Source organism: Pelorhabdus sp. sgz311001, from assembly GCF_055901755.1.
The window spans coordinates 116,891-131,893 of the sequence record NZ_JBVXUT010000007.1; the positions used below are offsets into that span (position 1 = coordinate 116,891).

The window sequence follows — 15,003 nt, forward strand, 5'->3', positions numbered from 1 at the left end:
CCGCTCTTGACTCACATACACACACAACTACTTATAAAAACGAAAGTGGACAGCGGATTCGCCATGAACTAAAGGAGCGTATGCACTATGACCTCTTGTTTAAGCAACTGGCCCCTGCTCTTACGCCTAATCGGGCGGAATTTCCCCCTCGTCAAACAAAAATTAACCGTTTGGCAAAAAAGCGCCTGTGAGCAGTTAGAACCCCGCTTGCGCCACGAAGCGCTTATCAGTTTACGGCAAAAACAATTTCATTGTCTTGGCGGCAGTGTCTTCAGTCTTTATCCTGGTGTAAAGCGCCAAGAGCTTACCGAATTTATTGTGGCTTTTCAAACCATCAGCGACTACCTTGATAACTTATGCGACCGTCTTGGACCCATGGAAGCAAAATGCTTTGCCCAGCTCCATGAAGCCATGTTACGAGCCGTCACGCCAAAAGCGCCACAGATAGATTACTACGCTTTCTATCCCATTACATGCGACCGAGGCTATCTCTATGACCTTGTGTCAGCCTGTCAAAAAGTTTTGTCGAACCTGCCTGCCTACGATCAGGTTCAACAAGATGTCTATGAGTTTACCAAATTGTATGTCGAACTACAGACCTATAAACATTTAACCGTGGGGAAACGGGAACCCGTGCTGACTGCCTGGAATGAGCAGCACAGCAGCACTTATCCTGAATTGATTGGCTATGAATTTGCCGCAGCGGCTGGTTCTACATTAGCGATTTTTTATCTTTGCGCCTTAGCATCACAGCCCGCCTTACCGCGAGAAAAAAGCACAGCCGCTAAAACACTCTATTTCCCCACCATTTGTGCACTCCATATTTTACTAGACTATTATATTGATAGAGAAGAAGACCGCTTGCATAATGACTTTAACTTTTTCAGCGCCTATGATTCACTTCTCCAGGGCGAAAAACGACTTCACTTTTTCGTAACCGAAGCGTACCGCCAAACAGAATCGCTCCAGACAATGATGACTCTAACCCCGTCATCATTGACCGTCCCACTATCCCGTAAAGAAATCTTATTTACGAGAACAGTAATCAGCGGCTTGCTAGCTCTCTATTTGTCGGATGAAAAAATCAGCACAAAACAAGAAAAAGCGCTGCGCAGCAAGCTGCTCAGCGCCTCTTCCGAAGCTAAATTCTTTTATTATCTTTGTTTAATACTGCGTCGCTGCCATAAACTTTAGCCTGCGCCCGACTAACGATCGCTGAGCCAAAGCGTTCCTTTAAGGAATCGGTTACAGCAGCGATTTTTTCCTGTCGCTGATTGGTCTGAAACAAATCAAAAGGCCGACTTCCCGTAAGATGCGATACGGTAACACCTAATAAGCGCACAGGCTGTAATATCTTTAATTTATTTAGTAATTCAACTGCCGTCTGATAAATCTCTTCATCCAGCGAAAAAGGCTCGATCGTTTTGCTGCGCGTCACCGTCTCGAAGGACGGATAGCGAACTTTAATCGTTACTGTCCGGGCAAACAGGCGTTCCTGCCGCAGCTGCCAACCTACATCTTCCGCTAACGCCAAAAGATAGCTAAACAATTCGTCTGGCCCGGTTATATCCTCAGAAAAAGTAATTTCCCGACCAATAGAGGCCGCTTCCCGGTGCGGCTCTACTGGCCGATCATCAATGCCCTGCGCCAAGGTAATCAGCTTAGTCGAAAAATCGCCAAGTTCTGCCGCAAGTAATGCGGCATCGGCTTTCGCCACATCATCAATCGTGTGAAAACCATAGCGATGCAAAATATCTGCGGTTCTTTTCCCAACGCCCCAGATTCGCTCCAAAGGAAGAGCGGCAATGCTCGCCGCTTCTTCCCCCGGATAAATAACCTTAAGTCCATCAGGTTTATTCATATCAGAGGCGACTTTGGCAAGAAATTTATTGGGAGCAAGGCCCACTGACGCGACAAGTTGCACTTCTTTCGCTATAGCTGCTTTAATTTCCTGGGCAATTGCCACTGGATCATCGTACAGAAGCTCCATGCCCGAAACCTCCAAAAAGGCTTCATCTAAGGAAAGTGGTTCAACAATAGGTGAAAAGCAAGCAAAAATTTTCCGTATCTGATGAGATGCCGCTTCATAGCGCGCAAAGTCCGGTCGAAGATAAATTCCCTGAGGACAGCGGCGACGCGCCTCTGTCATAGCCATAGCCGAGTGAACGCCAAACCGTCTTGCTTCATAGGAAGCTGTCGCCACAACACCGCGGGCGCTTAAGCCGCCTACAATAACGGGTTTACCCTGATATTCAGGATGATCTCGCTGCTCAATCGCAGCAAAGAAGGCGTCCATATCGACATGCATAATCCAGCGGCTCATAGGTGGAATTTCTGAATGGTCTCTTGCAAGTCCTGCGCTAGCAGCGCTAGGCTTTGACTACTTGCAGCAATTTCTTCCATAGAGGCGGATTGTTCCTCAGTCGAAGCGGAAATCATTTGCGCTTGTTCCATAATATTACGGCTCATCTTTTCTACATCATGAACATATTGGTCAATTTTAACTGTACCCTTGCCCATTTCCTGGCGCATTTGAATGGACTCCTGATTAAGCGTTACTACCTGACGCACAAGCGTGCTGATATTTTCAAAGGCGCTGCCAGTCTGCTTGATCACTTCCGATCCCTGCTTCGCTTCCTGCGTGCCTTCTTTCATAACAATGACAGCCTGCTGTGTATCGGCTTGAACGGATCGTATGAGATCCGCAATTTGTTTCGCTGCCTCCTGAGACTGTTCTGCTAGCTTTCTTACTTCCTCAGCCACCACGGCAAAGCCTTTTCCTTGTTCACCGGCTCGTGCGGCTTCAATCGCGGCATTGAGCGCTAAAAGATTCGTCTGACCGGCAATGCCGGCAATCGTATCAACAATATTACCGATTTCCTGGGACCGTTCGCCCAGCTTTTCAACCACACCAGCTGAATGATTTACGGAGGATTCAATGCGTCCCATCTGATCCACCGCGGTTTCTACCAGACGATTGCCTTCTTCTGATGCCGCCGCCGTTTCCTCTGATACTTTCGTAATCGTTACAGCCTTCTCACCGACGGCTTTACGCATTTCACCTGTTTCTACAATAAGTCTTAACGTTTCTTCTACTTTGTCAGCCTGCTGCTGGGCCGCCGCAGCGGTTTCCGAAGTCGAACCAGCAACTTGGGTCACTACATCAGCGGACTGCTGAGCTCCTGCGGTTAGCTCTTCCGAAGAAGCAGCAACTTGCTGGGCCGAGTGAGAAGCCATGCGAATCAGCTCCCGCAGATTTTTCAGCATAACATTGACAGCCACGGCCACTTGGCCTGATTCATCGCGCGACTGAATGGCAAGATCAGAAACACTTAAATCTCCTTTGGCCACAGCTTCAACAACGGTGACAACTTGCTGCAGCGGTTTTACAATCAAACTGCGAATCAGCCAGCCTACAGCGACAATGAGGATAAAGGACAAGATATTTAATGCGACCATCAAGAAGGTGGCTGTTTTCTCTTGCTGAGAATTTCGTTCCGCTGCCTCTGCCGCCTTCTTTTCGGTATAATGCGCTAGTCCCTCAAGTTTTTCACTAAAAGCATGAGCATGAATCTGAACCTTACTTGTGTATAAAACGTAAGCTTCTTGATTTTTATTCTGCATAGCTAGGTCAATGACCGGTCCCCGGCCATCACGATAATTTTGCAGACTTTGTTTCACATCTTGCAAGGCGGCCTTTTCTTTTGCATCTAAGGGAAGTTTCTCGTAATTTGCTAACGTTTCATTAAACCCTTTTACCTGGGCATCAATATCACTTTTCAATCGCTTATTTTCTGCATCATCGGTCGTAACCATCAGCGCAAAAAGATCACTTTCAATCTGTTTGGCAGCCGTCCGGCCCGTATTCAGCCAATCAATCGCCAAAAGCTGCTCTTTATACATACTGTCAATAGCCCGATTGGACTGGGACAAGTAATAATAGCCGGTCAACCCGACCAGAAAGACAAAAACAACGGCAATACTAATTAGAAAAGATATTTTCTGGCCAATTTTTAGATCGCGAAAAAACTGCATACACTTCTCTCCTGTCTCTCTCAATATTGCGGCAAACTGCCGCAGCCTTTACGTCAGCAAAATTCTTCCTATTATCTTACTGTTCATCATAACATAGCTCGATAACCGACAACAACAAAAAAGCGTCTGATTCTTTAAAATACTACAAAAAGTCCTATAAAAGCTTCAAAATTTCAAATGTCCCATATAGTCAATAAAAACTTGTGCGGCCTTTGATAGGAAACGATCTTTTTTCCAGGCCAAGCCAATTTCAATTTTCATGCTTTCTGCCAAAGACACCGATTGGATTTTATGATCTTGTTGAGCAATGGCATCAAGCAAAAAAGAAATCCCCACACCTTTGCCCACAAGGCCTCGTACGGTTTCAATCTGACTGGAAGATAAGACAATATTCGGTTCAAAGCCATGCTTGCGACACTCTTCCAACACGACTTGACGATGATAAGCATCTTCTTTAAGCAAAATAAAAGGTTCTTGCTTGAGATCATCAAAAGACACAGCGGTCCGTTCCGCCAAGGGATGCAATGGTGATACGCATAAAACAATTTCCCCTGTCGTAATTGGCTGCGTTTTTAATAAGGAAGATGTGAGCGAAGTAATGACCATACCTAAATCAAGTTCATCCTTTTCAATCAGTTCCCGCACAGCAAGAGATCCTTCTTCGATAACAACAAGATTCAAGTCAGGATATAGTTTTTGAAAACCGGCAAAAATATGGGGGAAAAGATAGGACCCAATCATGGGCGGCACGCCAAGCTTGATTCGTCCGCGCCGCAGCTCTTTATACTCGTTCATTTCCAAAACAGCATCTTGGGAGCGCTGCAAAATATCCTCAGCCCGTTCTAAAAAGACCCGGCCTTCCACGGTTAAGGTAAACTGCTTCTGACTGCGCTCAAAGAGCCGCACGCCGAGCTCTTCCTCCAGTTTTTGAATCGCCACGGAAATGGCTGGCTGCGCTACATGCAGCCGTTCTGCCGCCCGTGTCATATTATTAAGCCGACAAACCATCTGAAAGTACTCTAACTGCCGTAAATCCATCAAAGAATCACCTCGCTATGGCTTAAAGTTTTCCATACATTAAAATTATTATAACATAAAGAAAGTCTATTTCCCTTTTTTCGTCAATTCTCTTACACTAAAAGTAATCGAATTATCCCAAAACATTTACAAATAGGAGTGATGTTCTGTGAATACAAAAGTTACCCGCCTCTTAGGCATCCAATTTCCTCTCATTCAGGGCGCGATGGCCTGGATTTCTGAAAGAAAATTAACCTCCGCTGTCTCTAACGCTGGCGGTGCTGGCGTGATTGCGGCAGGCGGTCGCTCTGCCGACTGGGTCAGAGAAGAAATCCGCGCCACAAAAAAACTGACTGACAAGCCCTTTGGCGTAAACGTCATGCTGATGGCTCCCAATAAAGACGAAATCGTAAAGGTCATCTGCGAAGAAAAAGTCGCTTTTGTTACTCTCGGCGCTGGCAACCCCGTTCCCTTTATTGAAACATTTCACCAAGCTGGTATTAAAGCAATTCCTGTCGTCCCTAGCGTAAAATTAGCTAAACGTATCGAAGCAGCTGGCGCTGACGCCATCGTCATTGAAGGTATGGAGGCAGGCGGTCATATTGGTACGCAAACGACCATGGCGCTCCTCAGCAATGTCATCCCTGAAGTAAGTCTGCCAGTGATCGCCGCAGGCGGTATTTCTGACGGTCGGGCCATGGCAGCAGCTCTGCTCATGGGCGCTGATGGCGTTCAGATGGGTTCACGCTTTTTATTAACAGAAGAATGCACAGTTCATGACAAAGCCAAAGAAAAAATTATTGCTGCCACCGATACTGATTCGGCTGTTACAGGCTTCTCCCGCGGCCATGGTGTACGCGGTTTAAAAAATCAGTTTACTGACCGCTTCCTCGATCGGGAACGGAGCGGCGCTCCCCAAGAAGAATTGAATGATATGGCTACAGGCACGAATAAGCTAGCAGCGATTGACGGCGATGTCGAAAACGGCCTCGTACAAGTCGGTCAAAGCTTAAATCGTTTGACTAAAATCCAGCCAGTCCGAGAAGTTGTCACCGAGTTGATCGCTGAAGCTCTAGCTACGCTAAAATTAGCGCCGGAAAAAGCGAAATAATTGCTAAAGGAGTGATCCCCATGAGTGTATATGAACGGTCTCTCGCACTCCATAAACAGGCGCGGGGAAAAATCGGGATTGTCAGTAAACTTCCCTTAAATAACCTTACAGATCTGAGCCTAGCTTACAGTCCTGGCGTAGCCGAGCCTTGCCGCCGCATCGCGGCAAACGAAGCAGAGGTCTATGACTATACTTCAAAGGGCAATATGGTAGCCGTCGTTTCTGACGGCTCCGCCGTGCTCGGCCTTGGCAATATTGGCCCCAAAGCAGCCATTCCTGTCATGGAGGGCAAAGCCATTCTCTTTAAAAATCTCGCCAACGTTGATGCGATCCCGATCTGCCTAGACACACAAGATACGGAAGAAATTATTAAAACCGTAAAATTTCTCGCACCGACCTTTGGCGCCATTAATTTAGAAGATATTGCGGCGCCGCGCTGCTTTGAAATTGAAGCGCGTCTTAAGGCGGAGCTTGATATTCCCGTTTTTCATGATGATCAACATGGTACCGCTATTTGCGTCTTAGCCGGTCTGATTAATGCTCATAAGGTTGTCGGCAAAGATTTGACAGAGAGTGAAGTCGTCATTAACGGCGCCGGCGCTGCTGGTATCGCCATTGCCCGGCTGCTTCTCGCCTACGGCGTCAATCGTCTTATCCTTGTCGACCGCGAAGGCATTTTACATAAAGATATACCGCAAACACTGTTAAATGAAGGCCACCAGGCCATTGCACCGCTGACGAATCCTCAGGGAAAACAAGGAACCCTGGCTGATGCCCTCCAAGGAGCCGATGTCTTTGTCGGCGTATCGCGGCCCAAACTGGTTACTAAAGAAATGGTCGCTTCCATGAACAGTCAGCCTATTATCTTCGCCATGGCCAATCCCGAACCGGAAATTATGCCTGAAGAAGCAAAAGCAGGCGGTGCTGCGATCATTGGTACCGGTCGAGCTGATTTCCCGAACATGATTAACAACGTAGTTGCTTTCCCTGGCATTTTGAAAGGCGCTCTATCAGTAAGAGCTAGCGATATTAATCAGCATATGTGTCTTGCCGCTGCTGTCGCCATTGCCAACTGTGTAAATGCCTGCGACCTAAACGCCGAAAATATTTTCCCGGATCCGCTCAACGCAAAAATTTCTTGTCTCGTTGCCAAAGCAGTTGCTAAGGCGGCGAAGCAATCCGGTGTCGCTAGGATCGAATAATTACAAATAAACAAGGACTGCCAGCAATCCCCTAACAAGGACTGCTGGCAGTTTTTATTGTCGCTCAATAATATCTATTCTATTTTAAGCTAGTTTAGCCAAGGAAAAACCGCATATAGTTTACGAAAAACACCCAGAAGCCAAGCATCACCGTATAGATGAGGCAGTAGCCCACAGTGGAGCGAAGAATATCGCCTTCAATACCGATTTGATTCGTTGCGGAAGTGGCAATGGCAATACTTTGCGGTGAAATCATTTTTCCCGCTGTAGCGCCCGATGTATTGGAAGCAGTAATCCAGGTCGGATCGGCGCCAATCTGCAGAGCCGTCTGCTTCTGCAATGACCCAAAAAGCACATTAGCATTCGTGTCACTGCCTGTTACAAAAGTTCCCAGTGTCCCAATAATAGGGGCAATGAAGGGATAGGCGCCGCCTGTTGTCATAGCTAGCGCATAGGCGATATCTGAAATCATACCAGAATAACTCATAATTTTAGCCATAGCTACAATCGTAATGACGGTCAGTGAAGTTTTCTGCAATTGCTTTAAGGTTTTACCAGTTACGTCACAAAGATCCTGCCAAGATGCTTTTTGCAGTCTGGCTGAAAGCAATGACCCCAGCAAAATCAGCGTTCCTGGCGTAAGAATCCATTCAATGGAAATCGGATTGCCACCGGGACCGGAATAAATATGAACTGTTGTACTAAGATTCCGTAAGGCTTCATTCAAAGCGGGGAAAATGACTTCATTCGTCCCCAGAATAAAGATAAGCAAGAAAAAGTAGGGCGACCAAGCAATCATCTGCTCCTTAAGATTCGTCTGAAAAGCAGCGTCACTTTCTAACCCAGCCGCAGTTTCATCAGGAAAACGCCAAACTTTTTTGGGCGGTGAAATTTTATTAATCACTACAATTGCCAGCATCGACATAATCGAACCGACGATAGAAGTCAGTTCTGGTCCAATATAAGCTGCAATAAAGAGCTGTGGTACGGCAAAAAAAGCGCCAGCAGCGACAGACATCAGGAAAACGCCGCGAAAACCAGAAGCTTTTTTGGTAATTAGCCAAATCAAAGCCAGCGGAATCACCAGGATAAACGGCGTAAGCTGAATCGCGCAATCCAAGGTTAAACGAAGCACATCGACATCGGCCACTTTCGCTAAAGTGATAACAGGCAAGCCTACGCCTCCGAAGGCAACCGGAACGGTATTGGCAATAAGACATACCACCGAAGCAAAAAAGGGCGGAAAACCTAAACTGATTAAAATAGCGGCCGGAATGGCTACAGCCGTACCAAAACCAGCTGCCGATTCTAAAAAAGCGCCAAATCCCCAGGCAATTAATAAGGCCTGAACCCGCCGATCTTGAGAAAAGCTGGCCATTAAGCCTTTGATTTTATCCATAGCGCCAGTTTGTACAGTCATATTATAGGTAAAAATAGCAGAAAAAATAACGAGAATGATCGGCCATAAGGCCAAAACCACGCCGTCGGCAATTCCGAGAAAAACAAGATTTCCCGGCATCTGCCAAACAAATAAAGCCAAGACGGCGCTGAGGATGAGAGCCACGAAACAAGTTTTATGTGCCGCTAATTTCCAGACACAGAGTCCTAACAGAAGCCAAGTAAGGGGAATCAACGCCAGAAGTGCTGATACTTCAATTCCGAGGGGATGAGGAACGATTTGCCACATGTAGATCATCTCCATTCTCATAGTACAAAAAGTAAAGATTAATACGTCAAATCTTAATATTTTGAAAATTTTTCGCATTATTATTGCTATAACGTTGTTCCTGCTGCCATAACTGGCTCATATAGCTGAAAGTCGCACGGGAATGGCCCAGCGCATGGACAGCAATGCTAGCACGGACTATATGAATCGCCGCTATAGCGATTTTACAGCCATCGCCTTCTTCTCCCAGGCGCGCCGTTTCTTCCACAGAGCAATGATTCATGATCATAGTGGTTTGCATTGGCTTTGCCTGATCATATTCTATCTCGTCGCATTCAAAGGAGAGGCCCCGCTTTCCCTTGTCGACGATAAAAGCACTTACGCCGAGGAATTTTTGCGTACGATCCGTTGCTGCAAAGACAATTGCCTGATCGGCACTCGAAAAGCTCTGATAAAGCACTTTCCGCCCGTTCAGAATATAGCGTTTGCCATCTTTAATCGCCGTACATCCCTCTTTATACAAGTCTTGCGTCATGGAGCTTTCCGCTAAGGCAAATGAAACGATCTTTCTCCCTGACAGTAAATCAACAAGATATTTCTGTTTTTGTTCCTCCGTACCAAACTGAAAAATAGGCCAACAGCCTAAGATAATGTGATTGGAAAAAGCCATGCCTAATGCGGCAGACAGCCGGAAGATTTCTTCGGCGACAATCGCAAAATCCGTGAAACTGCCATCGGCTCCGCCATATTTTGCAGGAAAGGCCAGGCCCAAAAGGCCGGCCTCTCCTAATATGGTAAAAGCCTTACGAAGCGGGAAAGACTGCGGAGACTTCTCTTCTAGCACGGGGACAATGCTTTTTTGTAAAAACGCTTTGATTTTCTCGCGCATGATTTCCACCTCGGTTTTTAAGCAAGCATTTCCACAAAACTTTGAATCCGTGTTTTTGCTTGTTCGAACGAGACGGTTTGCTGGTCGATTTCGAGCATTAAGCTTTTTACGCCCGCTTCTTCCATTTCACGATACATTACCGGATAGTCCCATTCTTCTGGATCACAGAATTTCATCATACAGACAATCACTGCATCAGCGCCATATTTATGGACCATGTCGATCAGCATAGAACCACGCGGCTTTTTCGTATTCACAGCGAGGGAACAGCCATCAAAATTCTGCCAGGCTTTCGCCAAGGCGTAGAGCGGATCACGATGTTTTGGCGTGTCGACTCTTACTTGACGACTTTCTTGCGCTAAATCATCAGCCACAACAGCAATATTAAATTCCTGAAGCAACGCCAAAAATTCATTCGGTTCGGCTGTTATGCCTGTTAGTATGACTCGTTTTCCCTGCCAAGGAGTGATAGGTAAAACAGTGATTGCTGCAATCAGTTGCTGCAATAAGGCCGTATGCTTGGCTTTGTCCATAAAGAGACGCGCTTTCATAACAGCATGACGGTCTATAGGATTAATCACTTGCGGATAAGCAGCAGCGATTTCTAAAAAGAGACGTGTGGCCTGTTTATTCGCATTATACACAGCAATCGCTTCCTGAATTGCTTCTGTCGAAATGGTAACGCCAAGAATCTTTTCCAGCTTGGCTTTCACAATTTTATATTCTTCCACGAGGAATTGATTGGCTGATTCCAATTTACGATTTTGCGGATGAGTAAAAACAATAACTGGCGCTGTTCCCTTCCATTTCTGACTGAGACATTTCAGTGTATCACAGGGAACCGACATGAGAATCGCGTCAAAAATATCGTAAACGCCTTCGAGTTCCATTTCCATGACAGACTGCATGATTGAACAAGCAAAGGCTGGTAGATAGGTAGGCGCTTTCTTGATCTGTTTCTGACCGCCCCAAATTCCTACAGGCAGATAGCCTGCGGCATAAATAAGTTCTTCCGGCGCATAGTAAGGGAGAACGCCTACAGCGCCTTTACCTGTTGCGGCTTTATGTTCCTGAATTGATTTTTGCGGCTGAGCGGCAAATTCAGTGAATTGCTGTAATAATGCCTTGATCTGTTCCATGATTAACAACCTCCCTTTTTGGCTTGCGCTTCCATCATTTCACCTAAAGCCTGCACACGAGTATCAAACTGGGCCGGTGAAAAATTATTCGGGTCTGCCTGGTCGCCGTCAAAGCTGACAAAAGGAAGGCCTGTTCTTTCTTTCAGCTGCTCTGCTGTTTCTACATTCAAAAAGCTCATAAGCTTACAGCTGCGGTTTAAATGATACACTACGCCGTCGGATTTACTCTTGGTGATAATGTCATAAAGTACATCCACTTTGTTCTCTAAACAGGTATTAATATAAACATTACTGTAAGATTCGCCCATGGACCCAAGGTCCCCCGGCGTATAACTAAGATCCCACAAACCGGGATAGGCTGAACCAGTCATAATTGTTCCCTGGTTTTTCAGCGATTTAAAAGTATGTCCCAAATAAGGCCATACGGCAATTCCTTCCCAAGTTACGCGGTCCTTTTCGGCTCCTTTAAAGGCATAAACTCCATTTTTTAGGTTTTCTTCCAATTCATCAGCAAACTTTTTGAAAGTTTTTTCCGCATAATCACGGCTGCGGGCGCAAACAATGAGAGCCATATAGTTAAATAAATCAAAACAGTTTAAGGGTGATGGTTTATGCGCCGAAAGGTCGGCAATCCGTTTCCATTGCGCTACAGAACGCTGCGTCTGTTCCTGAACCGCTAAAAATTTATCAGGATCCATTTTCCTGCCGCTCAGTTTTTCTACTTGAGCGATGCCAGCACGAATCTGATCAGCAATATAAGCTTTGGCATATTCGGGAATCGGCATGGTGTGATTAAAGGGAACATCAATGACGATACAAGGAATATTGAGCTCAGCCGCCAGGTTTTCATACCACTTTAACAAGGTATTGCAAATGTTGTTGCAAGTAATGACAAAGTCAGGCAGCGGAACCTTAGCCGCTGGCGAATTGGCTAGTTTTTCTGGTGTTTTTCCCGTAATCGCCTGTTCTTTCAGTAATTCCATATATCCCATATTGACTCGGCCATAGGAGCAGCAATCAATAGAATAGCCTTTATTCGCAGCGACTTCGAGCAGATCCTGCGAGCCTTTGCGAGCAGCAACTCCCGCAGCGTGGGTTTCCGGATAGACGAGGGCTACATCCATAGCCACGCAGAACTCACTTGGCGCAACCGATGCAGACCAAGCAACCAGTCTCCCTTCGGCTTTTGCCTGACGAGCTTCCTCATCAAGCTGTTCCTGATAGTAAGCAAGTAATTGTTTGGAGCTCATGTTTTCTGTTTCATTCATGCTAACGCCTTCTTTCTATTATTTTGCAATAAACCAAAGAGATCTTCATAGGCAAATAAGGCCGCGCCGAGCGCGCCGGCAAGCTGTGATTCCGGTAAAACGATGACTTCCTGGGACAATTCTTTGGCAATCGCGGCAACAACGCCGCTATTTTTTGCAACGCCGCCACTCATAACCACATCGCCATCGATAGAACAGCGACGAATTAAACCGCAGGCCTTTACAGCTACAGACTGATGAATTCCGGCAATAATATTTTCTTTGGGTGTTCCCTGAGCTAGTTGGGAAATCACCTCAGACTCAGCAAAAACAGTGCAAGTGCTACTAATCGCAGCTACCTCTTCAGCTCGACTGCCATATTCAGCCATTTGGCTAATATCGATTTCTAAGATGCGGGCCATAACTTCTAAAAAACGGCCCGTACCGGCAGCGCATTTATCGCTCATAAAGAATTGATCAACCATGCCGCTTTGACTGAGCTTAATTGCCTTTAAATCTTGACCGCCAATGTCAATAATGAGCCGCACACTGGGACAAAGATAGGCTACGCCTTTGGCATGACAGCTGATTTCACTGATTTGCTTGTCTGCATCTTCGATGCGAAACCGACCATAACCGGTAGCCGCAATCTTCTTGATGTCTTTGGTCTGTAAATTAGCTTGTTTCACCACTTCCTGCATGACCCGTTGCGGTCCGGTTGATCCTGTACCGGCAGAAACAACAGCCGCGCCGACCACCTTAAGATCAGGATTCAAAATGACCGCTTTGGATGAAGTAGATCCCACATCAATTCCTAATACATACATTGAAAAAACCTCCTTGCCTCGTGCCTAGCGTCCCTTGATCATTGCCTGCAGCCCCATAGTCTCCAACTGAAAGATAGCCGGATTCATTAAGGACAGTTCCTGACTGATCTTCGGCTGAAAATCCATTTGATCGAGAATATGAGTTTTGAGATCAACTCCTGGTGCAATCTCCGTAAGATAAAGACCATCGCTGCGCAGCTCAAATACGGCGCGTTCTGTTACATAGAGTACTTTTTGGTTATTTTGCGCGGCGTAAGCGCCGCTGAAGGTAACTTGGTCTACCGCAGTAATAAACTTATGCTCTTTGCCTTCCTGTTCAATCAACAGACTTCCCTGCTCTACCTTAGTTTTCAAACCATTGGCCGTAAAGGTACCGCAAAATATTACCTTTTTAGAGTTTTGCGTAATATCAATGGAGCCGCCACAGCCAGCGAGCCGCGAACCAAAGCGGCTTACATTGATATTGCCTTGTTGATCAGCCTGTGCCATACCAATACAAGCTAAATCAAGACCGCCGCCATCATAGAAATCGAATTGGATCCCCTGTTCGAGCAGACAGTCGGCATTGCGACTACCGCCAAAACGCACACCGCCTTGCGGATTCCCGCCGACAGCGCCGCCTTCTACAGTAAGGGTCATATAATCGCTGATGCCCTCTTCGCCAGCAATCGCAGCAACATATTCCGGCGCGCCAATACCAAGATTAACGACAACGTTTTCAGCAAGTTCCATGGCTGCTCGGCGACCAATAATTTTTTTAGCGGAAAGCGGCAAAGGTTCCAGCGTACATTCTTCTGCCAGTCGCGCTTCACCGCAGAGACTGGGATCAAAACAACAGCCAAGACTTTGCTGCTGCGTCGCTTCGGGACCAATCACAACAGCGTAAACATAAATTCCTGGAATTTTTACCAGTTTGGGATCTAATGTGCCGGCTTTTACAATTTTCTCGACTTGGACAATGACTTTACCGCCACAATTTTTTACGGCCTGCGCCATAGAGGTCGCATCAAAGGGCCCTAGTTCTTTTTCAAAAGAGATATTACCAGTTTCATCGGCGTAGGTGCCGCGAATAAAAGCTACATCAATCGGAAAGGTCTTGAAGAAGAGACGCTCTTTACCATTAATTTGAATGACTTCCACTAAATCTTCTTGGGCCCTTTCATTGATTTTGCCGCCACTGTTGCGGGGATCGACAAAAGTATGAAGACCCACGTGACTGATCATGCCTTCACGTTTGGCCGCAATATCGCGATAGAGACAAGATAAAATGCCTTGCGGCAGATTATAACCGGCAATTTTATTTTCTACAGCCAACTTGCTGAGCTTTGGCGCCAAATTCCAATGACCGGCAATAACCTTTCCTGTCATTTTTTCATGGGCAAAATGATCGGCGCCGCTGCCATCTTTATTGCCTTGCCCGCCGGAATAAAAGAGAGTAAGGTTTTCCGGCTTTCCCGTAGCCAAAAATCGTTTTTCTAAAGCTTCACTGAGAGCTTCCGGCAGAGAACTGCCAACAAAACCGCCTGTAGTAATGGTCTGACCATCCTGAACCAGTGCTGCAGCCTGCTCTGCTGTGAGAACTGGAATTTTTCGCATCACTTATTACCGCCCTTTCCTTGATGTACAGAACAAATTTAATTACGTCTATATCTCAATGCATAAAGGATGCCAAATAAAATTGTCATTATCTTTGGAAAAAGCGAATTTTTCAGCCCAAATAACGCAAAAGTAAGCAGATTTACCGCTCTATTTTGTGGTAAAAATCGAAATGATGCATTTTGCTTCGGCCTGATGCAAAAGTACAGCAAAAAAGATGCCTGTAAAATCAGAATTTTACAGGCATCTTACGAGTTTGATGTATTTTGCATCA

At 46.1% G+C, this 15,003-nt stretch carries 12 protein-coding genes; 3 read left to right on the forward strand and 9 right to left on the reverse strand.

Annotation, left to right across the window (positions count from 1 at the left end; genetic code table 11):
- Positions 1-87 precede the first annotated feature (87 nt).
- Positions 88-1,194 carry a tetraprenyl-beta-curcumene synthase family protein gene (locus AC0MXB_RS16520; protein ID WP_474040828.1) on the forward strand — a complete coding sequence of 369 codons (1,107 nt, stop codon included), beginning with the start codon at positions 88-90 and terminating at the stop codon, positions 1,192-1,194.
- Here the strand turns inward: AC0MXB_RS16520 and AC0MXB_RS16525 are convergent.
- The 3 genes from AC0MXB_RS16525 to AC0MXB_RS16535 all read right to left on the reverse strand — a co-directional run bounded on the left by AC0MXB_RS16525 (position 1,142) and on the right by AC0MXB_RS16535 (position 5,073).
- Positions 1,142-2,323 (reverse strand): DNA polymerase IV, encoded by a 1,182-nt coding sequence (locus tag AC0MXB_RS16525; protein WP_474040829.1) that lies wholly within the window; start codon positions 2,321-2,323, stop codon positions 1,142-1,144. The two genes, AC0MXB_RS16520 and AC0MXB_RS16525, sit on opposite strands and share 53 nt — an antisense overlap.
- Positions 2,320-4,035, reverse strand: coding sequence for a methyl-accepting chemotaxis protein (locus AC0MXB_RS16530; protein ID WP_474040830.1), 1,716 nt, complete (start codon positions 4,033-4,035; stop codon positions 2,320-2,322). The genes AC0MXB_RS16525 and AC0MXB_RS16530 overlap by 4 nt, the downstream gene beginning before the upstream one ends.
- A gap of 165 nt (positions 4,036-4,200) precedes the next feature.
- Complete coding sequence (locus AC0MXB_RS16535) at positions 4,201-5,073, reverse strand: LysR family transcriptional regulator (protein ID WP_474040831.1); 873 nt, start codon at positions 5,071-5,073, stop codon at positions 4,201-4,203.
- Positions 5,074-5,221: 148 nt separating this feature from the next.
- Between AC0MXB_RS16535 and AC0MXB_RS16540 the strand changes: the two genes are divergently transcribed.
- Both AC0MXB_RS16540 and AC0MXB_RS16545 read left to right on the forward strand, forming a co-directional pair.
- Positions 5,222-6,163, forward strand: a complete 942-nt coding sequence (locus tag AC0MXB_RS16540; protein WP_474040832.1) for a nitronate monooxygenase — start codon at positions 5,222-5,224, stop codon at positions 6,161-6,163.
- A 20-nt stretch (positions 6,164-6,183) separates the two neighbouring features.
- On the forward strand, positions 6,184-7,365 hold the full coding sequence (locus AC0MXB_RS16545) for an NAD(P)-dependent malic enzyme (RefSeq protein WP_474040833.1): 1,182 nt from the start codon (positions 6,184-6,186) through the stop codon (positions 7,363-7,365).
- Positions 7,366-7,459: 94 nt separating this feature from the next.
- Here AC0MXB_RS16545 and AC0MXB_RS16550 read toward each other — a convergent pair whose 3' ends face one another.
- From AC0MXB_RS16550 to AC0MXB_RS16575, 6 genes are read right to left on the reverse strand one after another with little or no spacing between them, the layout of a single operon-like run.
- Entirely contained in the window at positions 7,460-9,052 is a 1,593-nt protein-coding gene (locus AC0MXB_RS16550) for an L-lactate permease (protein ID WP_474040834.1), read from the reverse strand.
- A 46-nt stretch (positions 9,053-9,098) separates the two neighbouring features.
- Entirely contained in the window at positions 9,099-9,920 is an 822-nt protein-coding gene (locus AC0MXB_RS16555; protein ID WP_474040835.1) for an acyl-CoA dehydrogenase family protein, read from the reverse strand.
- 17 nt (positions 9,921-9,937) lie between these two features.
- The gene (locus tag AC0MXB_RS16560) at positions 9,938-11,059 is read right to left on the reverse strand and encodes a 2-hydroxyacyl-CoA dehydratase subunit D (RefSeq protein WP_474040836.1); all 1,122 of its coding nucleotides are present in this window, start codon (positions 11,057-11,059) and stop codon (positions 9,938-9,940) included.
- A 2-nt stretch (positions 11,060-11,061) separates the two neighbouring features.
- Entirely contained in the window at positions 11,062-12,327 is a 1,266-nt protein-coding gene (locus AC0MXB_RS16565; protein WP_474040837.1) for a 2-hydroxyacyl-CoA dehydratase subunit D, read from the reverse strand.
- Positions 12,324-13,133: an acyl-CoA dehydratase activase gene (locus AC0MXB_RS16570; protein ID WP_474040838.1), complete on the reverse strand. Its 810-nt coding sequence runs from the start codon at positions 13,131-13,133 to the stop codon at positions 12,324-12,326. The genes AC0MXB_RS16565 and AC0MXB_RS16570 overlap by 4 nt, the downstream gene beginning before the upstream one ends.
- Before the next feature lie 24 nt (positions 13,134-13,157).
- Positions 13,158-14,729, reverse strand: a complete 1,572-nt coding sequence (locus AC0MXB_RS16575) for an acyl CoA:acetate/3-ketoacid CoA transferase (protein WP_474040942.1) — start codon at positions 14,727-14,729, stop codon at positions 13,158-13,160.
- Positions 14,730-15,003 lie beyond the last annotated feature (274 nt).